Raw genomic sequence first — 21,157 nt, forward strand, 5'->3', positions numbered from 1 at the left:
CTTGTTCCTCTCGGATCCAGCCAGCGACTACGGCAGGGTCCGCACCCGCCTCCAGCGCGGCGCGATGCTGGGCGAGCTTTCGATCGCATTCAGCCAGTTGACGCCGCGCCACGGCGAGATTTTCATGCTCCGACGGCTCGATCCGCTGGGCTTCGACCAGAAGGTCGAGCGTCTCATCGACTCGGTGAGGAACGAACAACCTCCCCAGCCAGCGATCAAGCTTCGGAACGATCGCGTCCTCTCGGATGTAGACATTGCGAGGGTGCATGACCCGATTCGCCAGGGCGTACTCCTCGGGAAAGCGGCACCGGTAGTACGGCGCCTCGTTGGACCAGTTGCCCTGCATCCGTCGATCACATACCCCGCAGAAGAGCAGCCCTCGGAGGATGTACGTGTGGCTCGCGGCCTTGAGGCGGCGGCCGGTCTGCCGCCCACCGCGCCCGGCGAGCAACTCTTGGACGACCTCGAAGTCCTCTGCGGTCACAATCGGCGGTTGCGCGATCTCGTCGGACCACACCCATTCCTCGCGCGTGTTCCAGCGGAGCTTGGTGGCGTGGCCGAGGCCGACGTCGTCAACGTCGATGAGGACCTCGTCCTTTCGCTGCCGATTCCAGACCTGGCGGCCGGTGTAGCGAGGATTGGTGATTATGGCCCGTATTGCGCTCTTGGACCATGCGATCCCGGATCTGTGGCGGTTGCGGCCCGGATCATGGGCCGAAGGGCAGGGAACACCGTCGGCGCTCAGACGTTCGGCGATGGCGTAGAGACCACGGCCCTCCAGGAACTCACCGAAGATCCGGGCCACGACGGCAGCGGCGAACTCGTCGAGTTCCAATCGGTGCTGCCGCTTGCCTTCGGCCGCCTTGGCGGGATTGGGATGGGGGCCGGCATCAGCCAAGCGATAGCCGTACGGCGGCCTGCCCCCAAGGAAGCGGCCTTCCACCTGGGCTTGGGCCTTCATGGCGCTGCGCACGCGGATCTTGATGCGATTGCGCTCGCCCTTGCTCATCCCGGCGAACACGCTCATGACGAGGTCATGGGCCTCGTTGTTCGGGTCGATCGGGCCACCCACCTCGGGCACCCAGAGCGGAACCCTGAAGTGCTCGAAGACGGGAAAGGTCAGGCCGTACTGGTTGCCGTAGAAGGCTCGTTGCGGCTCACCGATCACCACCGCGTCGAAGCCGCGGTCGGGGTTGCGTAATTCGGCGAGCAGCGCCGCCGCGTGCGGGCGGCGCTGCCAGGGGATCGAGCGGGACTTGTCGACGTCGAAGAACTCGGTGACGATCACGCCCCCGCGCGACTCGATGAGCGCGCGGGAGCGGGTGATCTGCCAGCCTCGCGAGGACTGGGGATCCTGCTTGTCCTCGGTGGAGACCCGGCCGTAGAAGGCGAAGCGGATGGTGTTCATGGGTCCTATGCGGCGTTGGGGTGGTTGACCAGCATGGCTTGGTGAGCCTCCAGCAGGATGGCGAGCAGTTCCGTGGCGGCGCTGGGCGTCAGGCAGGGCGGTCCACTTGGTAAGACGATGTGCGGAGTCGGCTGTTTACGAGTGGTGGATGCGGTCATGATGAGAGGCGCTCCTATGCGTTCGTTGCTGGCGGGTAGGGGTACGGCCCCGGCGACGTGCTTGGCGGTACTGGAGTCGGGGCCGCTTTGCCGCCGTACCTTGGCGTAGATCCGCACGTTGCGGCCGGCACCTCGGCAGGGCGGCGGGTCGGATGTTTCCGTGACGTCGAAAGCGCAGGCTGCCTGCGGTGCTTTCTCAAGCAGGACAGTGCTTTGCGTCTGGTCATGACGCAGGTCTCTTAGCCACGAGTGGGTGGCACGCCGGGCAGCGCGCCACAGTGTTGTCGTGAAGTTCCATCTGCCGGGTGCGCTCGTCGCAGTGACCGCACCAATTTGGGGCGATCCTCAGCGACGGACTGGGCTCGACGCCCTCGACCGCAGGCAGGAACTTGTCGGGGTCTTCCTCGATTGCCTTGGCCACGTAGCGACTGCGGTACTTGACGGACCGGCCATCGAGGATCGCGTGGCGGATCGCGGCCGCGTCGAGGGGGCGGATCTCGCGGCCGGTCAACTCAGCCAGGAGCTGGACGATACCGCGATCGATGGCATCGTCGTCGTTCGCCCAGGCACGCGCGTTACGACGAGAAGACGACTGATTGTCTGCATCTTCTTCCGTCCTAGTCCCCTTCGGGGACTGGACGGAGCTGCGTGGCGTTAGTAACGCGTTACGTTTGGCGTTACTAACGCCACCGTCGACTGCGTGTGGCTCGGTTCGGTTGCGTCGCCTGTCTCGCCACCCCTTCTGCCGCTCGGCGTTGGCCTTCCGTTCTTTCTCCGCCCGCTCCTTAGCGGGCACGAATGCGAAGAAGTCATGGATCACCCACCCCTTCGCCACAGGCGCCGGGCAGAGATCGGAGGGACACTCTTCACCAGGCAGATGCCAGGTACCCCGGGACACGAGTTCGGCGATGAAGCGCAGCGGCTTTCGCACTCGCGGACACACGTCGATCAGGTCTTCCTGGAGTACCGCACCGTCGGTCAGGTTGTGGGCACACCAGAAGATCGCTGTGAAATGTATACGAAATGCGGCGTCCGACAGGCCTGCTACCTGCCTCCGAGTCGGGAATCGGTCGTCGAAATACAGCCCTTCTCGTTTCATCTAGTGCCTGCCTCTGTACGTCAGATGCAGGCCGGCCGTGGTGTTGAAGGCACGGTCGATTCGGAGCGCGAGGTCACGGGCTGTCTTCCGGGCTGCCGTAAGTTCTGACAGAGCCTTGTCAAGACGCTCGCCGGGGTCGCCATGGTCGTCACCCAGTTGTCCGGATTCCTGCATGCGCCGCAACGCCTCGCCGAGTTGCCCCAGCAGTTGGTCAAGCCCAGCTGTCGAAATGCTGATACGGCCGAGGACGTCGTACACGGTGGACGGATAGGTGACGCCGACCTGGGAGAGCGTGGCGTGGTTGAGGACGCGGACAGCCTCGGATACGGCTGCGGCGACCTCGCTGGTGTAGTCGTCACCATGGGGGCCATCTGACGACAGCCAGACGGTGTCAGCCATCGGCATTGACTCCGATCGCTGAGATCTTGTCAAGATGCCCGCGTCCCGTCAGAGTGGTGACGAGAGTCAGCAGCCGACGCATGAGCCAGTGAGGCACCCCTAAGGTGTCTGTGCTTGCGATGGATGGGATGCTGAACATGACCTACTCCCTTCGAGTGGGTCTGGCGGGAGGCCCGGCGCCACTTAGCCTGCAAGCAATGCGGGCGCCGGGTCCTCCTGTAGTGAACTTGCAGAGGACCAACTTCATGATTCGGCGGGAGCTGTTCAGCTACGCCGACATGCGCAGTTGTCCGCTTCCCAACTGCTGGTGATCCCCCAGACGCCTCACCCCCTTGTGTTCCAGGAATCACGTACGTATCAGACGTATCTGCCATGATGACACAAATCACTTTGCTAGTCTTGACTCGAAAGAGTCAGAAGATTCGCCTCGCGCTTTAGCGCCTCGTGATCCCCCTGCTGTTCTCATCACCTTCACACCGCACTGCTGGTTTGCCGTGCGCGCATCCATCCGGCTAGTGATCCAAAGCACGGCCGACATCACACCAGGTCGGAGCCATCAGCCCATGGCGATCGCTCTCACCTTTCCTCCTTGCTTGGCGATCAGCTTGGTCTAGGTAGACAGTACTGTACTAGTTCAATTTAGGTATAGCTCAACTGTGCTTTCCTAGTACAGCTGAAGGGCTTAGCCTTGGTGTTGTGTCCGTGCCTGATTTCAGCGATCCTCAGCCTGCCTACCTGCAGATCGCAGACGACCTGCGTCAAGAGGTGGCGGCAGGTCGACTCAAACTCGGCGAGCGGCTTCCGGCGCGGCGGCAGTTGGCCCAGCGCTACGGCGTGGCCGTCGAGACAGTCCGTCGAGCCTTGGACGAACTCGCGCACGATGGCCTGATCAGCACGCAATCGACGCGCGGCACATACGTGGTCAAGACTCCTGACCAGAATGAGCCGTCCTCCGAACTTCAGCAGGCGATGACCGAGGTGCGCCGGCTGGCCGAACGCGTAGAAGGTCTGGAGTCTCGCGTGAAAGACCTCGAAGGCCGCTGACCTCCTCCACGCGTCCCTTCGAGCTCCATCCCTTCAGAACGTCGCGCGTGCAACGCCACGCACCTTCGAGGTTCCTACCTCTCGGGGCTCCGGGCTCTTCCTCGGCAGCAGCCGAATCAGCCGTCGCGAAGCCGCAGGTCCAGGTGGAGCGGCCCGAGCGAAGCGAGAGACGACTACCTGGAGGTGCGGCTTCGCGACGGCCATCATCGGCCTGCGAGGAAGACTCGGGCGGCCGCGATTCTCGCCCGCCATTGAAGAAGATCGTTTCTGACGGTTCCGCCTGCCAGCGTCTTCTTCCAGAGCTCGCGAAAGGCAGTGACGCTCTCCCGCGCCGGGCGGCGCCTACGCTTCCGTGCTCACATACTGAAGCCAGACCCACGACGAAGATCGTTGCGAATGCGATTGGTCGGTGGCTGGTATGCCTGGGAGGGGCCACGCTGGTTGATGCGGCTGTGGGGCGGTTGAGCGTCCGGTCGCTTTGCTGTGGCCTGTTCGGCTCGGACGGCTCGTTCGAGGTCGCGCTGGTCAGGTGGCAGGTCGGCGCGGCGCATGATCTCGCGTTGGATCGTGGTGAGTTCGTGCCGAGCGGCCTCATGAGCTTGGCGAAGTCCTTGGGCGCGCATCTTGACAATGTCGACGTCGCTGTCCCGGGCAGCCTGCAGGCTGATGTCGAAGGAGTTCGACAGTTCGGCGTGGCGGCGGCGCAGGTGCGGCCAGGTGCCAACCGGCGGGGCCTGCGCGGCGGTCTGGCGAGCGGACTCTTCCAAGACCGGGCCGTGGGCACGGATCGGCGCGAGGCGCTGGGTTACGCGCTCCTTGCTTTCGTGCAGGTCGATAAGCTCGGCCGTCAGGTCTCGGCGGCGGCCTCGCTGCCACGGGCGCAGGCTGGCCAGTTCGTCCTTGACGGCATGCTCGTGCCGGCGCAGCTCATTCAGGCGCCGGCGGCCCTCGGTGACCGCCTGGCGTGCCTGCTGGAGCTGGAGGGCGGCAGCCTCGGCCGTCTCAATCCGGCTGGTCTGCTCCTCGATGTCGGCGCGCTCGGCCAGCAGGCCGCGTTCGTTTAGGCCTCCGCCCTCAGCGGCCAGGCGCTGAGCGATCTGTTCGGCGGCTCCGGCCTTGGCGAGCGTCGTGTCGAGTTGTCTCCCGAGTCGGCTCATGCGGTGACTCAGCTCGGCGTCGGCGGCCAACCCGACGCCGTAGGGGGAGTTGGTGAGGGACTGCAGAACGCGGGCGCGCTGCACGGTGATGCGAGCCGCGCGATCGGCGGCCTGCACCTCGGCTTGGGCGCGCTCGAACTCGACGTATGGAGACGCGTCTGCTTGGACAGGCGGGATGAGGCGTGTCTGGTGGGCGATGGGTTCGGGTTCGGGAGTCAAGAGTTGGTCGGCGCGGTCGCCATAGAGGGCCGTGGCGTAGGCGGCCAGGGCGCGCTGCAGTTCGTCGGCCGGGCCACGGGTTGGGCCGTGGCGGAGCCGGTCGGCGTCGCTTTCCAGGAGCTCAAGAGGTAGGTACAGGTGGGCACTGTGCCGATCGCGGCTCAGGGCCGTGTACGCGCTGTTCGGGTCCAGGCCCAAACCGTAGACGAACGTGTTTCGACCGGTCAGGCCTTGGGCGGAAGCCACGGTCATCACGGTGCCGTACGACAGACCACCAGCCGCGATGTAGGCAGGGCTGACCCATTCACGTACCAGTGCGGCTCCATCCAGCCCAGCCTGACGCCATTCGACCTGTACGCCCCGCCTGCTGTCGATGGCGGTGACACGGCCGCGATAGCCGTTAAGAACATCCACCGGGCCTTCGCCGCGGCGGGCGCGGTAGTCGTTCTTGCGTACCCGTACATGGTCCCCAACGGCCAGGGCAATGCTGGCGCCGCCGGCCAAGTGGTAAACGCGTTCAGGGCCAGACAGCTCGCCCAGTTCGCGGCGGATCGCTCGGGCAGCCAGATTGAGCCGGTTGGCAGCCTCGTTCGTTCCTGCCAGCACCAGCAGGTCGGCCAGTTCGTCATGCACACCCGGCCCTTCGACGCCCCGGTACGGTTGCCGGGCGCCGGCCCAGTCGGCGATCAGCCGGGCCATCGTGTCATCGGCGCCTGCCTCAGCGTGTACATGGCCGCCTGAGGCCCAGGTATGCAGGGCTTGGCGGCGTTGGCCGGCTCGAAACAACTCCAGGGCTTGGCGTTCGAGCGGGTCGCGCTGGCGGCGGTTCTGCCGCAGCACCAGCCCGTCGACCTGGCGGTGGATGGCGGCGAATCCACCGCCCACGCCGATCGCGCGCAGTTGCTTGGGGTCCCCCAGGAGCACCACCTTGGTGCCGTGCCGTTCAGCGTCGTCCAGGAGAGTGGCCAACTGGCGGTCGTCGACCATGGCGGCTTCGTCGACCACCAGCGCGTCCACCCCGGCCAACCCCCGCCCGCGCTGGATGCGCAGCAGCCAGGTGGCGATCGTGTCAGTGCCGATGCCGGATTCGGCGCGCAGGGTGGCGGCGGCGACCGCCGCAGTGGCCGCGCCCCGGACCACCAGGCCACGGCTCTCGTAGGCGGCGCGGGCGGCGGCCATCAACGTGGTCTTGCCCGCGCCGGGCACGCCGATGATCGCCTCCACCCCGTGCCCGGCACGCAGAACGCGTTCCAGCACAGCTCGTTGCTCGCCGGTGAAGACCATCTGGTGGCCGACCTGGAAGGTGTCCAGAGCCAAGCGGACGGCATCAGCGTCCAACACGGCCACACCGCCGTTATAGCGGCGGCGCACGATGACCAGCAGGGCCTGTTCGGCGGCAAGGATGTCGGTGCTGGTGTAGCGAGCGGAGTTGGCCATATGACGCGCCCCGGCATCACTCAGCCGCACCGCTGGAGCCAGTGCCAGCACCTCATCGGCCAGCGTCTCGGCCTCGGCCAGATCCGCCACCCCGTCGGGGAGCGCGTCCAGGACCGCAGCCAGCACAGCGGCCCGGGACACCTCCTTGCGATGCGCGGTCAACCCGCCCTCCGGCCGCCAGATCCACGCCGCGATCTCCGCCGGAGAAGGCCGCACGGGCAACGGCGCGCCACTACGGCAGGCTGCGACCAGCGCGACCGGGTCCACGCCGACCGCTTCGAGCTGGTTGTGCCAATCGGCACGTAACTCGGCTTGCCCGGGGTCGGTTCTGTGCTGGCGGCTTTCAGCCGAAGCCACCTTCTTAGCCCGTCGAGAGGCCTCTCCAGCGGCGAAGCCGAGTTTGGTCAGTACCTGCTTCACCTGGCCGTCACGCTTGGAGAACAACGTCCGCACCGCGGCTGGGATGGCTGCGATCTCCCACTCTCCGGTCTCCGGATTCCGGATCCAGGCGATGCCGTAGCGCTCAATCGCTACTCGGCGCACTCGCGCCTTGAAGAAGGCGTCGGCGGCGTGCGCGTGTCGGTATAAGTCCCGTCCTCCAGACGCGACCGCCGACCATTTCCCATCCAACCCGCGCGCTGCGTTTACGATCACCACGTGCGCATGCCAGTGCGGATCCGGCGCCGACGACCCCACCGGACGCGCGGTTCGGTGCGTCATCACCCAGCCGAGTAACCCGCTCGTGCCCATCTGCTCAGCCAGCCGGCCGTCGCCCTGGTGACCTCGCTGACCGTAGCCCACCCACTGCTCAACCGCCGAGACCGTCTCGAACACCGCTTCAGCGGCGACGCCTTCCAGTCCCGCCGCGAAGCTGGGGTCGGCCAGCCCGATCAGCACCGACACGCTCTTGGTCACGTCAAGAGTCAGGTCATAGCCACGATTGCCGATACGAACCCGTGCGTCGCGCCACTTACGCGCGTACGCCAATTCCTCCCACTCGTACACCTCGGCCAGGTCGACACCGGCGGCGAAGGCCAACTGGTCCAGATCATCGATGCGCACCAGGTGCACCTCGCCCTGCCGAGCGATACCGCGTGCCATCTGAGCCGCCCGCTTGACCATCGCCGGGCGGGCGGCCAACAGGCCCTCCACAGTGGTACCGCGCTTGGCTGCGGTAGCCTCCAGCGCCTCCCCAAGCGGCGCCGCAGGCAGCTTGCCGCGTGGATCGACAACATGCTTGGCCTTCATCAGCAGCTCGCCGGTAATCGGGTCCTCACCGTTCATCAACGCCCGCGCCATGCCGTGCTGGTCGGCCGTCAGCGCAGTGCCCGGGACGATGCCCACCTCATGCAGACCCTCACCGATCCACACCAGCCCGCGCCCACCGCCCAGCCGGTAGCTCAGCTGCCCATCCAGTTCCTCGCTGGGGTCGTGACCGCGCTCGCCCGCATATGGCACGCCACAACCGGCGCCCTCCCGTAATCGATAATCCACCTGCTCCATGCAAGGACCGAGCACATTCACCCAGGCCATGTGACCCCCGTCCAGACGGTGGCGGTAGCGACGATGGCAGGGCCGCTGATGGCGGGAGCAGCCCAAGGTGTATCGCAGATACCTTCGGTCTAAGTCTTGAATTGATCTTGTAAGGAATTATGACAGATTGTGTTGATATTAGATAGATCATCGTAATCAGAGATGGTGATAGCAGCGTTGAAATAGTGGTTTCTTAAAGATCTTGCTTAAAGGTTGTTGCGCGTGGATTCGATGTCAGTGACTGGCTGCCGATCACCTTGGGCAGCCGAGCGGCCAGGGGCGCTCGCTATCGGCTCAGGTGGTCGTGGAGCATCCGGTCGAAGGTGTCGCGCAGGTCGAGGTCGCGAGTGACCTCCAGCAGGGCGCGGGCCAGTACCGGTTCGGGGGTGCGGTCGGCCATCACCAGCCCGACGCGCGGCGCCCGGGCGGGGCGTTCCATGCCCACCACCCGCATGCCGTCCGGGACGCCGAACATGTGCAGCCAGGCATGGGCGATGACGCTGGACCAGCGGTGCGTGGCGACTTGGGCGAACAGGGCCGAGACGGTGTCGGTCTCGACAGCGGGGGGCCGCGACGGCGCCCGCGGCGGCGAAGGCGGCGTCCAGGATCCGCCGGTTGCGCATCTGCGGGCTGAGCAGGCACAGCGGGAGCGCGGCGACCTCCGACCAGCGCGCCACGTCCCGGCCGGCGAGTTCGCCGTCGTCGGGGGTGAGCAGCAGGTAGCGCTCCTCGTACAGCGGCCTGGTGTGCGCGCCGCCCAGATCCGCCTCGTCGAGGTAGGTCAGCGCCACGTCGATCTCGAACTCCGCCAGTTGCCGGTCGATCTCGCGCGAGGACAGCGAGGTGAGGCTGACGCGCACGTGCGGGTGGCGCTCGCAGAAGGGTCCGGTCAGCAGGGACGCCGCGGCCAGCGCGGTGGGGATGGCGCCCAGGCGCAGGACGCCCGACAGGCTCCGGCGTATCGTCTCCAGGTCGTGGCGCAACGCCTGACAGTCGACCAGGATGCGGTGCGCCCAGGGCAGCACCCGCTCCCCTTCGGCGGTCAGGCCAGCGAATTACCGCCCCCGCCACGGCATGACCCCGCACATCTCCGGCTCCTCGCTGTCGGCCCAGGCCCGCTACACCGCCGGCACCCGCGAGATCCTCGAAGCCTGGCTGGACGGCACCCCGATCCGCGACGAGTACCTGATCGTCGAGGGCGGCGCACTGGCCGGAACCGGCGTCCACTCCTACAGCACCCGCACGCGCTAGCCGCAAGGGCCCTTGCCAGCCTCTATAGGGGCGAGGCGGCCGGCAAGCGAGCCGTGCCCCGGATGTGAGCGTCCAGGGCACGGCCCTCGCCACCGCTCCCCGAACTTCCCCGCGCGTCAGGCCACGATCGAGACGAAAGGAGCCTCGTGCTCACCAAGAAGGAAGCGGCCGAAGCCGTCCGGCAGGCCAAGGTCGCCACGGGTGTGACCTGGGCCCAGCTCGCCGAGGCGGTCGGCAGGCCGTCAGCGTGGACGACGCCTACGAAGAGTGGCTCTCCAACACCATCGCGTGCGCTCACTGCGGTAAACCCGACTTCGCCTCCCGCAGTGGCGCGGGTGGGCGACCGCGAAAGTACTGTTCCCCTAAATGCCGTCAAGCGGCTTACCGGGCGCGCCGATCTCGGGCGGACTCCCCGTAGCTCGCCTCACTGCCTCTAGGTCTAGAGGGGTCACCTTCTAGACCTAGATGTCCCTCCGGAGCCTGACCTGCTCTAGCGCGGCGCGCCCACCGTGCCGGATAAGTGTTGCCCATACACGCGGACGAAAACCTGACCGTCTATTCCCTCAGCATGACGTGCGGTGACGGAGTAGACGGTCGGGTTTTACGTGAAGACGCGGTCGACGACCTTGGGGAATTCACTGTCAGTCCGTTGCCGGGAGCGCCACGGGCAGGAGCCGTGTCACCGGAACGTCGTACTCGAAAGCGGCGCGCTTGATCTGTTTGCGGAACGGATCGCCCTTCAGCCGGGACGACAACACTAGGCCGGCTTGCATGAGCAGGATCGGCAGCCAGATGACGTCGGCGCGTTCCCCATCGCTCGGCTTGGCGTCCGTGCGGATCGCCCACATGCCGTCGCCGAGGTCCTCGGTGTAGGCGTCGGCGGTGTAAGCGCTGGCATGGGTGTAGTCGCACAGGTGCCGGTAGACGGTATACATGTCCTCCTCGCCAAACCGGGCCGTGAGTTTGTTGAATCTCTTGAACTCCGTCAGTAGCACCTTCAATCGGGCGATCTCCGGGTCTGCGGAGGCATGGGAGAGGTCGACGCCCGGAGGGGCCCCGATCTCGATGTGGTCCAGGGCGGGCCAGCGGCGCTTGCCGGTGTTCGGGTCGGTCAGTTCCTCCAAGAGGATCTTCTTGTTGTTCCAGGTGGAGAAGTCCAGGACGGCCAGGCCGTTGGCGCCCTCGGAGGCGAGCCAGAGCATCTTGTAGACGTGCTCGACGATGGAGCGGTAGATCGGCGTCGTCGTGATGGTCCGGCCAGCCTCGACGCGGTTGATGAAGTCTTCAGCCAGGACGTTGACGTGCCGCCACCAGCCCGCCAGGGCACGGACGATCTCCCGGTTCTCGACCGGGAGCTCCAGTCCCTGGGCCAGCAGCATGTCACCGTCGGCGATCAGCTTGCGGGCGATCGGCAGGGCACGCCGGGTGGTCTTGGGGTTATACCCAAACTCATAAGTCACTTGATCAACGCTACTGACGACAAAGCCGGAGGTAATAGTCATTTTTGTGACCTAGTCGATCATTGCCGCAGTACAGGCTCGACGTCCTGCTCGCTGGCGCTCCCGCCGCACCAACAGGGCGCTCATCTAACGGTGGCACCCTCAAAGGATCAACGCACCGGATACGGCTACGGAAGGTCGTCTGCGTCCGGGATCCACCGCGCCCGGATCTGTCGGGCGGCATCCAGAGCGGCCCGTCCTGCCACCTGGCCGGACTCGTCATCGGTGGTGCCCAGCGCGACGTAGATCGCGGCTTCGATGGTCTTCCACTCCTCCTGGAGTTGCCGCCGGGTTATCCCGTCGTACCGCTCCAGCTCTTGGTGGATCCGGCGGGTCTGGCGCAGCAGGTCCTCGTAGGTCGCTGTGGCCGAGTCCGGTGTCTCCTTCATGGCTCCCACGTTGCCACCCTTTGTTCCGCCACGCTGGTCAGATCTCGTCGTCCTCGGCGGTATTCGGGTCGTGCAGGTCGCGAATGGCGCCGGGCGCGAGGTCGGGCATGGCAAACCAGCGCGGCCGCCACCTGGCCACCCCCGGGCAGAGGCAACTGATTCGGATTCCCATGGCTGGGCTCGCCGACGTGAGGAAAATCGCATCATGACCTTGCCGAACAGGATCAGACGCGGCAAACCAACAGGCTACGTCGAGGTCAGTAGCTAATTCTTGCTTTTGTGCTGCTCACTATTGAAGAGCCGTCTGGGCTCATCTGGGCCTCTGAGTTTGAAAGGCGGGAGTTACGACGGTTCGAGGATGAAGCCGGTCTGGGCGATGAAGCCGTCCAGCAGGCCGTGCCGGTACTGCATCCGTTTGAGCTTGGTGGCGACCATCGCGGCGAGTTCGTCGACGTCGCGAGGGGCAAGGTTGGCCAAACCCCGCTTGAGCGCCGACCACACGCCCTCAGTTGGTTTGTCACAGTGCAGGGAAAGATGGACAGCGGGATGTGAACGCGCCGATTATTGGCAGTGAGGGCCTGCTTCGGCTGGTCAAGCTGGTCGAGCGGCTGCGGGCCCGTGACCAAGGTGAAGGCGGCGCGTCATGGACAGCGCAGGCAAGGACGAGCCCCCCAGATTCCGGTGAGCACGCTGTGGGCGGTACTGCCGGAGCCGAACCGGCGGGAGGTGGTTCAGACCCTGATCATGCTGGTGGATCGGGCGGCGGGTCAGGCGGCCGGCCTGGATGGGCGGGGCGGGGGTGATGTCGATGCTGCTGCGTGAGCATGAGGACGGGAAGGTCCAGGGGCGTCACCGTGACCACCTGGCGGTGGTGTATGTGCGCCAGTCCTCCCGGCAGCAGGTGCTTGATCATAGTGAGTCCACGCGTCTGCAGTACGGGCTGGTCGAGCGGGCGGTCGCGCTGGGCTGGCCGGCCTCGCGGGTGATGGTGATCGATGAGGATCTGGGGCGCTCAGCGGCGAACGCGGCCGAACGACCGGGGTTCGCGCGCCTGGTCACCGAGATCACCATGGGGCATGTGGGGTTGGTGCTGGGTTTGGAGATGTCTCGGCTGGCCCGGGCCGGCCACGATTGGCACCAGTTGGTCGAGCTGTGCTCGCTATCGGGGGCGCTGCTGGCCGACGCGGACGGGGTCTACGATCCGAACTGGTACAACGATCGGTTATTGCTCGGATTGAAGGGCACCATGACCGAGGTCGAGCTGCATTTGATCAAGCAGCGGATGGCGTCCGGGCGGTTGGCCAAGGCCGCCCGCGGGGAGCTGGCGGTGCCGCTGCCTGCCGGGTACGTGCGCCGCCCTTCCGGCGAGGTCGGCCTCGACCCGGACGAGCAGGTTCAGGCGGTTGTCCGCCTGGTGTTCGTTCTGTTCGAACAGCTCGGGACGGTGCATGCGGTGTTGCGCTTTTTGGTGGAGCACCGGGTGCAGATCGGGATGCGGGAACGCTCGGGGCCGGGCAAAGGCGAGCTGGTGTGGCGGGCGCCGCACCAGCAGGGTCTGAGCAACATGCTGCGCAACCCGGCCTACGCCGGGATCTACGCCTATGGGCGCAGCCGTACCGAGGCGGCCCGGCACCTGCCCGGGCGCGGGCACTGCGGCCGGGTGCGCGGCCTGGATGCCGAGCAGTGGCTGGTGCGCATCGAGGGAGCGCTGCCGGCGTACATCACGGTGGAGCACTATGAGCGCAATCTGGCGCGGATGGCCGCCAACCGGGCGCGGGCCGAGAGCGCCGGGGCACCGCGCCAGGGCTCGGGCCTGCTGGCCGGTCTGGTGGTCTGCGGGATCTGCGGCCAGCGCATGCAGATCACCTACGAGAGCAACCGGCACGGCCTGATCCACCGCTACAGCTGTCAGCGACGGCATCACACCTACGGGCAACCGCGCTGCCAGCAGATGGCCGGACGCTTCCTCGACGACCACGTCGTCGCCCAGGTACTCGGCGCGCTGGCCCCGGCCGCGCTGGAGGTGTCGGTGCACGCGGCCGAGCAGATCGAGGCGCACCGCCGGCAGGTGGAGCGGATCTGGCGGCAGCGCCTGGAGCGCGCTGAGTTCGCCTGCGATCGGGCACGACGCCAGTACCAGCTCGCCGAGCCGGAAAACCGCCTGGTGGTGCGGCAGCTTGAGCACGAGTGGGAACAGGCGCTGGCCGCCCAGCGGCAGCTGATCGAGGACTACGAGCGGTTCAGCCACGAGCGCCCCAGGCGGCTGTCGGCGGCCGAGCTGGCCGCGATCCGCGCCCTGGCCGACGACATCCCGGCCCTGTGGTCGGCTCCAACGACGACCACCGCTGAGCGCAAGAAGCTGGTGCGCGCCGTGGTCGAACGGGTGCAGGTCACCGCCGATGGCGCCGGCGAGAACGTCCATGCTGTCGTCACCTGGGCCGGTGGGCATCAGACCCACGCCGACCTGATCCGCCCCGTGGCCCGGATCGACCAGTTGTCCTACTATCCGGCGCTGACCGCGCGGATCGAGGTGCTGGTGGCTGAGGGTCTGGGCAACGCGGCGATCGCCGATCGGCTCGCAGCCGAGGGGTTCCGCACTCCCCACCTGCACGAACGTTTCCATGTCGGTGAGATCCAGCACCTGATCCGCCGGTTGGGCCTGCGTCCTGGCCTGGACCATGACCGCAGCACCGATCAGGGCGGCCTCGGTCCCGACCAATGGTGGCTGGCCACCTTGGCCCGCGAGCTCGGGATGCCGACGGCGACCTTGTCCGGCTGGCTGCGCCGCGGCTGGATCACCGGATGGCGTGACAGCCGCCCGCCCTACCGCTGGATCATCACCGCCGACCGCGCCGAGGTTGAACGCCTCCGCGTCCTGCATCAACGTCCGGCCGGCTATCACAACCGGCGCCGCTGGACCGACAACGATCCTGCGGACCGCCGAACCGACGAACACCAAGGAGCACAAGGCTCATGAATGAACAGCCCTACGCAGGTCGCGCTGAGACCATCCCATCTCAGCCGGGTTCAGCTCCGGCGCATAAGCGGGCAGACGGAAGACCGTCAGCCACGGGCGGGCCTCGATCAACACGCGCATCGCCACCGACAGGTGACGGCGGTCGGTGAGGTAGGCCGCCGGCGAGGTGCCCGTGGTTCGGGTCCTTTTCCGTCGGCCCCCTCCCGAACCGGGCGGGCGAGTTTCCCCGCACCCGGCTCTCCAGTGATCATTTCCGGTGGTGGGCTGTGGCTCGCCCAGCATGGATGTCGTGATGGCAGCCTTGGCAGACCACCAGGGTCTTGCGTCGGCGTTGCGCCATCAGGGCCACCCACGAAGGCCGATCGGGTCGACCTGGCCTGTTGAGGTCGGCGAGTTTGCGAAGGTGATGGACTTCAAGCCCGTCCCTGGCCTCGCAAAGCTCACACTTTCCGGCCCGGAGCCGATGAATCAGCTCGTTGCGCCGGACAGGCGCGATCGATTGCCGGTCGGTCAAGACGGCGGTGGGCCGCCGCTTGAGGGGGATCCCGCCGAAGCGGGCAACCAGCGGTTTTCCCTGCTTGCGCCGCACGGTGACCTCAAAGCAGGTCCGGGGACCGTCGGGGGTGTCGATGATCGCCTTGTAGCTGCGGGCCATCTTGGTGACGGTGGACTTGTGCTTGGTGGCCAGGGTCTTGAGCATCGAAGTCTCCATAACCCAGTGCAGCTTATTCAGGCGGTGCACGTCCTGAGCCAGCAGGTAGTACTGGACGAACCCGCGATATTCGGTCCCGTAAGCGCTGACGATGCTGAAGTCCTCATCGTGCAGTAACGGGCCGCGCGGCGCGGGTTTCCCACCCTTGGTGTAGCGGGCGCATCGTTCTCGGATCGCCGAGGAGGGCACGAACAGGCCCACGACACCGTTGATCGCCCGACGACCGCAGGTGATCTTTGTGTCGTTATGCTGGACCCGTATCTCATAGCCGAGGAATCGCGCCGCCTGGCTGGTGGCGTGAGTGATCAATGTCTTGGATTCGGACAGCTCCAGCTTGAGTTCCTCGCGCAGGAACTGTCGGATCCGTGACGTGATCTGCCTGGCCTCGTGCTTGGGCCCGGCGAACCCGAGTAGCCAGTCATCGCAATAGCGCACATACTTCAGCCGCCGAAATCCCGGATCGTTCGGGTCGCCGCTCGGCAGTTGGCGGCGCTGCTGCTTGAGCAGTCGCACCGCCTCCAGGTCGCCGCGCCGCTGAGCTTTTTCGATCTGAGACTTATTGGCCAGGTAGGTGGGGTTCTTGCGACGGGGACCGCCCCGGTTGTACTCAGGCAGCAGATGTTCCTCGATGAACCGGTCGAGCCGGTCCAGGTAGATGTTCGACAAGATCGGGGACGCCGTACCGCCCTGCGGAGCACCGCTGAGCGTGGCGTTCCATCTCCAGTCCTCCATGTACCCGGCGTGGAGCATCCGCTCGATCAGCCGCAGAAACCGGCCATCGTAGATCTTCTCCGCCAGTATTCCGACCATGATCGGGTGATCAAGAGATCCGAAGCAGTCAGAGATGTCACCTTCGATGAACCAGTGTGTTCCTGTCCAGGCCACAGCCACCTCACTCAGCGCGGTGTGGCAGCCCCGTCCCGGACGGAACCCGTGAGAGCGGTCGGAGAACTGGACGTCGTAGTACGCCTCCAGCAGCAGGCGCACCACTTCGGCGACCAATTTGTCCGACCAGGTCGGCACTCCCAGCGGGCGCCTTTTCCCGTTCTTCTTCGGGATGTAGACCCGCCTGGCCGCAGACCACCGATACGACTCGGTGCGCAGTGCGCCGATGATCGAACTGATCTTGGCCAGGGACATGCCGTCCACGGTCTCCGCTGTGACCCCCGGCGTCATCGACCCCTTGTTGGCGTAGATGCGACCGTAGGCCAGCAGGAACAGCTGCGGGTTGAACAACTGCCGATACAACCTCTCCAGCGGCAGGCCGCGCCTGCCGCGTTCCCGGATGATGCCCAAAACTGTTTCAGCGTCCTGCATTTCGCAGACCTCCCAGCATGACCATCTCGATCAGCCTGTGCCCCTTCGCCCTGCGGCCCGGCTTTCCCGGCCTCCTGCGGCAGGTCGTGACTCCTGCGACTACTACGGGCACTCCGTCACCATGGGGCTCGCGCCCGGTAGGCGATCCCGTGGTACGTCTTCGTTGTACGTATCGAGCACGACGTAGGCCGCCCACTCATCTCCTTGTCCGCCCTCGCTGGGCGAAGTCCACCGCTGTGGAGGCTGCCCAGCCCGGACAACCAGGGCCGAGCACAGCGTGACGTCGGTGTCAGGCGTCTTTTTCCGACGGGTGGGTCTGGACACCACTGGAGATTGGGCTTCAAGCAATCCAGCCTTGGCCATATCGCGCGGGTCTCGCGGCGCACCGTCTTTGATACGCCATCAGACGGTCACCGCTTCCCGGACATGCTGTGGTCCCCTTCGGCTTTCGCCTCCAGGTAAGTCCGGCGACCCAGGAATGTTCCTCCAAATTCCTCCCAACTGCGTTGGGGATACAACGAAACGCCGCACGGCGCACTTGTCCCACACCAGCACGATCGGCCCACCGAGTTGGGCGTGCGCGGCATCCAGCAGCATCGCGAACCACCCCGGACCGAAACCCCTGACCTCCCCGGGACGACCGCGCCGGATCAGCGCCCGGTACATCAACCGGGTCCGCATCCCGGGCTTGGCGCACACCAGCCCGGCCAGGCACACGCGGCCATATCCCTTGCCGGTCACCCGCACCACCGGAGTACGGCCGCGCGATGCCCAGGTGCGGGCCTTGGGCGGCCTCAGGTTCTGCCCGGCCTCGTCGGCCCAGCACAGCCAGGCGCCCAGGTCGAGCGCCGCCCTTTTATGACCGGCCACTGCTCGGCGGCCCATGACTCAATCACCTCCTCGTCGCGCTCGGCGGCGCGATGGACGGGCACCTGCGGAGTCCAGCCGATCCGGTGCAGCAGGTACGACACCCCGCGCGGGGTGTAGCGGACGCGAAACAGCGAGGCGATCAGGTCCGCGACGCGAGCCAGGGTCCAGCGCTGGTCCTCGGTGTAGCCGTGCCAGGCCGGTCCCCGCTCCAGTTCGGCCTTCAACCGGTCCAGACGGGCCTCGTCCAGGCGACACCTCTCTCCGCCGGGGCCTTTGGAGGCCAGGGCCGCGGTGCCGCCTGCCTGCCAGGCCCGGTACCAGCGGTTGGCCGACATCCGGGTCACCCTGAACCGGCGGGCCACCTCCGGGGGCGGCACGCCCTGGGCGAACAGGTCGGCGGCCTCGAAGCGTAGGCGTTCTCGTTTGGCGCGTGCGGCGGCGGTCAGCCCGCCGCCTTCGGGATACCTCATGCTTCCGGCATGACCGCTCTGGACCGATCAACACGCTCCCGAAGCAGGTAACTTCAGCCCTTCAACCTCAGAGGCAACCGCGTTAGGAATTGTCAGAGAAATCTGTGCGGTGTTCGCTGAGGGCCCCAGTGGGGCCAAATGGCTCATGCTTGACGATGAACCAATTAAAGCTCACTCTAAGATTCTGATTCCAGAATCCAAAATTGAATTTCACGTTCCGTCTGGAGTTGCGGTCATGCCGGGGTGGCCTTCTCTCTCGCATGCCGTCCCATGCCTCTCCTCTAACTGTGCTTGAAATTGTCTGCCGTAAAGCCGGAAAACCACCCGGAGCGGCTCAATCACAGATACCGCCCCGAGCAATCAGAGCACCGGAGCCCGCGGTAAGGAGAACCGCTCATGATCGACCGCCTGTTCCTGCGCCGTCTGACTCGCGCCGCCTTGGCTGCCGCGGTACGTAGCGCGGCTGCGGCCGCCGCCTCGGCCCCCGTCGCGCTGACCATTTGGTGGATCACTCACCGCTAACCCGCTCACCGCATCCCGTCCGTCCGTCTCGGTCCTGGCCTCCGCACTTGAAGCGGAGGCCAGGACACTCCTCGGGTGGCTGTTTGGTGTCGTCGTGGGCGGGTTACTCGACGGTTAGCGTCTGCCGGTCCAGGTCGAGGTGGAGGATGCCTCCCGCGTTCGCGCGAAGCTGTCGCCAGGCGGCGTATCCGGTCATGATCGCTTGTTCCCAGTCGGCGGCACGTAGGACGCTCACTTCGAGGTGGGAGGTCATGGTGGCGATGGTCTTGAGGAACTCGTGGTCGATGTGGCGCACGTTCTCGAAGTAGCCGTGGCGGGCGGCGTAGGCGAACACGAGCGCGGAGATGCCTTCTTCGATGGCGATGGCGCGGCCGCCGTCTTCGGCTTCGTCGATTCTGGGGTCGCTTTTGCGTTTGCAGCGCAGCAGGAAGCGTGTGACGGGGGACCAGCCCAGGACGGCGGCGTGAGCCAGGTGGAAGACGTCGTGAAAGCGGTAGTCGTCGTCGATGTGGGAGGAGTCGGTGAGGGGGTCCCCGCACGCCCTGCCGTCGTGGGTCAGTACCGCGACGCTGCGGCCGTCGCGGTCGCGTTGTTGCAGGGTGAAGGTGAGGGTGGCTTGTCGCGGGAGTTGTTCGGCCTGGGGGAAGGTGGCGTCGAAGAAGATGCGGTCGGCCGTGGGGGTGGGGAGCCACCAGTCGTTGATCTTTACGAGGCTCGCGGCGGCGACGTCTTCCAGGTCGAGGTCGAAGCGGTGCGCCAGGGCCGCGACGTACCACAGGACGTCGCCGAGTTCCTCGCGTAAGAGGTGCTTACCGGAGGCCATGCCGGGCCCATCGCGCAGGTGCTTTTTGTAGGCGGTGGCCAGGGATCCGACCTCGCCGGTCAGGCCGAGCAGGGGGACCATCACGGGGTCGGCGCCGGGAGCGGCGGGCTGAAGGGTCTTGATCGCTGCTTGCTGGTAGCGGTTGAAGTGCATCACGCCTCCTGTTGGATAACCCGGCATCATCGTCGGCATCGCCGACGTTGTCGTATAGTAGAACAGTGATGCCGGAGAATCCGACGAACGGGAGAGACTCCTGAAAACGCTTGAGCCGTCCCTGGAGGACATCGTCGCCCTCGTCCTGGAACTCCTGGCGCAGCGACAAGACCGCGACCCCGGCGAACTACGCATGGAACTGGAACAAGGCGGCCAGGAGCTGCCGGTCAACTCGATCCTGGTCGTCGAGATCTTGACCCAGGTCGAGGCACGCTACGGCATCACCGTTCCCACCAACGAAGAAACCGCCCGCTCCACGCGGTCTGTGTACACCTTCGCCGCCACCGCCTTGAAGGTGATCAAGGAAAGGCACCACTCATGACCCCTGCTTCGGCCGACGCGCGTAACCGCGACCCCGAACTGGACCTGCTCGCCGAACGACTGCGTCACACCCGCGACTACCTAGGCATGTCACAACAGTACGTGTGCGACATGACCGGCATCCCGCGCTCCGCGGTCAGCGACATCGAACGCGGCGCCCGACGCGTCGACAGCCTGGAACTCAAAAAGCTCGCCCGCCTCTACACCCGACCGGTGTCTTACTTCCTGGCCAAGGAAGAAGACGCCGATCCGGGTGAGCACGCCCTGGCCGGGATGCCCCGCGCCCTGGTCGGCCTGACCGATGGAGACTGGGAGGAGGTCATCAGCTTCGCCGAGTTCTTGAAATACCGACGCGCCCAGGAGGAGACACCAGACACAGAGCAAGACGGCGGACACGTGACGCCGTCCAGGCCGGCTGAGTGAACTGGGACGTCGCCTACACGGTCGCCGCGATGGCGGCCGTGCAGGCCCACCGCGACCTGGGAATCGACCGCGACGACTACGTTGACGTGCACGGCGCGCTACGAGAAGCCGGGCTGGTCGGGATGGCGCGGCCCATGCCGCGCCTGTTCGGCATCTACTTTTCCCCGCATGACGACGGACCTGCGGTGCTCCTGAACGAAAAATTGGACATAATCACCCAAAGGCATACAGCAGCACATGAGCTGGGTCACCACTGCCTGGGGCACGGCACCGCCCTCGACAAGGAACTGGACCGCACCGTCGGCTGGGGAGATGGCAGTTGGCCCGATGATGAGAAGACCGCAGAGGCCTTCGCGGCGTGGTTCCTCATGCCCCTGCCCGCGGTGGAATCGGCGCTTCGGCGACTTGGTGTCGAGCGCCCCCGGGTGCCCGAACACGCCTACCAAGTAGCCCGCTGGCTGGGCACCTCCTACACCGGGACCGTGAACCACCTGCACCGGCTGCGGCTCCTGACGCGAGCACAAAAGACCGCCTGGCTGAAGGTCAAACCCGCCGCGATCAAGACGGTGTTGGCCGGTGGCATGGTGCCCAGCAAGGCACATGTCCACGTGATCGACACGACCGCCCACCAGGCGACGGTGCGGGTGGACATAGGCGACCTGATTGTACTGCGCCCCCCCGGCGCGCACTTCGATGCGCTGCCCGCCTGCCTGGTCCCCACCGGCAACCCCGAAGGGCAGCTGTTTTGGGACGAGGATGCCCCCGCAACTGTCGCGGAAGTCACCGACGCCCTCACCGGCACGGCCACGGTGACGGTTCGGGTGCCGGGCGCTGCCGATCTGCTCGAGGTCACCGTCGCGCGGCAGTCACCGCGCGTCGGCGTCCTGGAGCTTTGGCCGACCTGACCGCACCAGCT

General features: G+C 66.2%; 20 protein-coding genes and 2 pseudogenes. 8 read left to right on the forward strand and 14 right to left on the reverse strand.

Annotation, left to right across the window (positions count from 1 at the left end):
* Nucleotides 1–289: 289 nt before the first annotated feature.
* The 4 genes and pseudogenes from ACQP0P_RS46900 to ACQP0P_RS46915 all read right to left on the reverse strand — a co-directional run.
* A pseudogene (locus ACQP0P_RS46900) lies at nucleotides 290–1,408 on the reverse strand (recombinase family protein); the annotation flags it as partial.
* A gap of 5 nt (nucleotides 1,409–1,413) precedes the next feature.
* Nucleotides 1,414–1,566, reverse strand: coding sequence for a hypothetical protein (locus tag ACQP0P_RS46905; protein ID WP_433369469.1), 153 nt, complete (start codon nucleotides 1,564–1,566; stop codon nucleotides 1,414–1,416).
* Nucleotides 1,567–1,789: 223 nt separating this feature from the next.
* Nucleotides 1,790–2,665, reverse strand: coding sequence for a hypothetical protein (locus ACQP0P_RS46910; protein ID WP_433369472.1), 876 nt, complete (start codon nucleotides 2,663–2,665; stop codon nucleotides 1,790–1,792).
* On the reverse strand, nucleotides 2,666–3,064 hold the full coding sequence (locus ACQP0P_RS46915; protein ID WP_433369475.1) for a hypothetical protein: 399 nt from the start codon (nucleotides 3,062–3,064) through the stop codon (nucleotides 2,666–2,668).
* A gap of 696 nt (nucleotides 3,065–3,760) precedes the next feature.
* Between ACQP0P_RS46915 and ACQP0P_RS46920 the strand changes: the two genes are divergently transcribed.
* Complete coding sequence (locus tag ACQP0P_RS46920) at nucleotides 3,761–4,108, forward strand: GntR family transcriptional regulator (RefSeq protein ID WP_433369477.1); 348 nt, start codon at nucleotides 3,761–3,763, stop codon at nucleotides 4,106–4,108.
* Between the two features lie 356 nt (nucleotides 4,109–4,464).
* Here ACQP0P_RS46920 and mobF read toward each other — a convergent pair whose 3' ends face one another.
* The 3 genes and pseudogenes from mobF to ACQP0P_RS46935 form a co-directional block, all read right to left on the reverse strand.
* Entirely contained in the window at nucleotides 4,465–8,424 is a 3,960-nt protein-coding gene (mobF, locus tag ACQP0P_RS46925; protein WP_433369480.1) for a MobF family relaxase, read from the reverse strand.
* A gap of 316 nt (nucleotides 8,425–8,740) precedes the next feature.
* Entirely contained in the window at nucleotides 8,741–8,929 is a 189-nt protein-coding gene (locus tag ACQP0P_RS46930; RefSeq protein WP_433382534.1) for a hypothetical protein, read from the reverse strand.
* Nucleotides 8,930–9,077: 148 nt separating this feature from the next.
* A pseudogene (locus ACQP0P_RS46935) lies at nucleotides 9,078–9,365 on the reverse strand (LysR family transcriptional regulator substrate-binding protein); the annotation flags it as partial.
* Between ACQP0P_RS46935 and ACQP0P_RS46940 the strand changes: the two are divergent.
* The gene (locus ACQP0P_RS46940; RefSeq protein WP_433382536.1) at nucleotides 9,298–9,444 is read left to right on the forward strand and encodes a hypothetical protein; all 147 of its coding nucleotides are present in this window, start codon (nucleotides 9,298–9,300) and stop codon (nucleotides 9,442–9,444) included. The pseudogene ACQP0P_RS46935 and the gene ACQP0P_RS46940 sit on opposite strands and share 68 nt — an antisense overlap.
* An 84-nt stretch (nucleotides 9,445–9,528) precedes the next feature.
* On the forward strand, nucleotides 9,529–9,705 hold the full coding sequence (locus ACQP0P_RS46945; RefSeq protein ID WP_433369483.1) for a hypothetical protein: 177 nt from the start codon (nucleotides 9,529–9,531) through the stop codon (nucleotides 9,703–9,705).
* Nucleotides 9,706–10,346: 641 nt separating this feature from the next.
* Here ACQP0P_RS46945 and ACQP0P_RS46950 read toward each other — a convergent pair.
* The 4 genes from ACQP0P_RS46950 to ACQP0P_RS46965 all read right to left on the reverse strand — a co-directional run bounded on the left by ACQP0P_RS46950 (nucleotide 10,347) and on the right by ACQP0P_RS46965 (nucleotide 12,070).
* Nucleotides 10,347–11,165, reverse strand: a complete 819-nt coding sequence (locus ACQP0P_RS46950; RefSeq protein WP_433369486.1) for a DUF5677 domain-containing protein — start codon at nucleotides 11,163–11,165, stop codon at nucleotides 10,347–10,349.
* A 167-nt stretch (nucleotides 11,166–11,332) separates the two neighbouring features.
* Nucleotides 11,333–11,593: a hypothetical protein gene (locus ACQP0P_RS46955; RefSeq protein ID WP_433369488.1), complete on the reverse strand. Its 261-nt coding sequence runs from the start codon at nucleotides 11,591–11,593 to the stop codon at nucleotides 11,333–11,335.
* A gap of 37 nt (nucleotides 11,594–11,630) precedes the next feature.
* Nucleotides 11,631–11,765, reverse strand: coding sequence for a hypothetical protein (locus tag ACQP0P_RS46960; protein ID WP_433369490.1), 135 nt, complete (start codon nucleotides 11,763–11,765; stop codon nucleotides 11,631–11,633).
* A gap of 170 nt (nucleotides 11,766–11,935) precedes the next feature.
* Entirely contained in the window at nucleotides 11,936–12,070 is a 135-nt protein-coding gene (locus ACQP0P_RS46965) for a hypothetical protein (protein ID WP_433369493.1), read from the reverse strand.
* Between the two features lie 331 nt (nucleotides 12,071–12,401).
* Here ACQP0P_RS46965 and ACQP0P_RS46970 point away from each other — a divergent pair, with 331 nt between their 5' ends.
* Entirely contained in the window at nucleotides 12,402–14,570 is a 2,169-nt protein-coding gene (locus ACQP0P_RS46970) for a recombinase family protein (protein ID WP_433369496.1), read from the forward strand.
* Nucleotides 14,571–14,817: 247 nt separating this feature from the next.
* Here ACQP0P_RS46970 and ACQP0P_RS46975 read toward each other — a convergent pair whose 3' ends face one another.
* Nucleotides 14,818–16,599 (reverse strand): reverse transcriptase domain-containing protein, encoded by a 1,782-nt coding sequence (locus tag ACQP0P_RS46975; protein ID WP_433369499.1) that lies wholly within the window; start codon nucleotides 16,597–16,599, stop codon nucleotides 14,818–14,820.
* Between the two features lie 794 nt (nucleotides 16,600–17,393).
* On the reverse strand, nucleotides 17,394–17,939 hold the full coding sequence (locus ACQP0P_RS46980) for a winged helix-turn-helix domain-containing protein (RefSeq protein WP_433369501.1): 546 nt from the start codon (nucleotides 17,937–17,939) through the stop codon (nucleotides 17,394–17,396).
* A 396-nt stretch (nucleotides 17,940–18,335) separates the two neighbouring features.
* Here ACQP0P_RS46980 and ACQP0P_RS46985 point away from each other — a divergent pair, with 396 nt between their 5' ends.
* On the forward strand, nucleotides 18,336–18,461 hold the full coding sequence (locus ACQP0P_RS46985) for a hypothetical protein (RefSeq protein ID WP_433369504.1): 126 nt from the start codon (nucleotides 18,336–18,338) through the stop codon (nucleotides 18,459–18,461).
* Between the two features lie 103 nt (nucleotides 18,462–18,564).
* Here ACQP0P_RS46985 and ACQP0P_RS46990 read toward each other — a convergent pair whose 3' ends face one another.
* Nucleotides 18,565–19,437 carry a nucleoside triphosphate pyrophosphohydrolase family protein gene (locus tag ACQP0P_RS46990; protein ID WP_433369507.1) on the reverse strand — a complete coding sequence of 291 codons (873 nt, stop codon included), beginning with the start codon at nucleotides 19,435–19,437 and terminating at the stop codon, nucleotides 18,565–18,567.
* A 193-nt stretch (nucleotides 19,438–19,630) separates the two neighbouring features.
* Here ACQP0P_RS46990 and ACQP0P_RS46995 point away from each other — a divergent pair, with 193 nt between their 5' ends.
* Genes ACQP0P_RS46995 through ACQP0P_RS47005 form a run of 3 tightly spaced genes read left to right on the forward strand, consistent with a single transcriptional unit; the run spans nucleotide 19,631 to nucleotide 21,146 of the window.
* Complete coding sequence (locus tag ACQP0P_RS46995) at nucleotides 19,631–19,819, forward strand: hypothetical protein (protein WP_433369510.1); 189 nt, start codon at nucleotides 19,631–19,633, stop codon at nucleotides 19,817–19,819.
* Complete coding sequence (locus ACQP0P_RS47000) at nucleotides 19,816–20,241, forward strand: helix-turn-helix domain-containing protein (protein ID WP_433369513.1); 426 nt, start codon at nucleotides 19,816–19,818, stop codon at nucleotides 20,239–20,241. The genes ACQP0P_RS46995 and ACQP0P_RS47000 overlap by 4 nt, the downstream gene beginning before the upstream one ends.
* Entirely contained in the window at nucleotides 20,238–21,146 is a 909-nt protein-coding gene (locus tag ACQP0P_RS47005) for an ImmA/IrrE family metallo-endopeptidase (RefSeq protein WP_433369516.1), read from the forward strand. The genes ACQP0P_RS47000 and ACQP0P_RS47005 overlap by 4 nt, the downstream gene beginning before the upstream one ends.
* Nucleotides 21,147–21,157 lie beyond the last annotated feature (11 nt).

It is taken from the genome of Streptosporangium sp. CA-115845 (assembly GCF_050943795.1).
In the GTDB taxonomy this organism is placed as follows: Bacteria; Actinomycetota; Actinomycetes; order Streptosporangiales; family Streptosporangiaceae; genus Streptosporangium.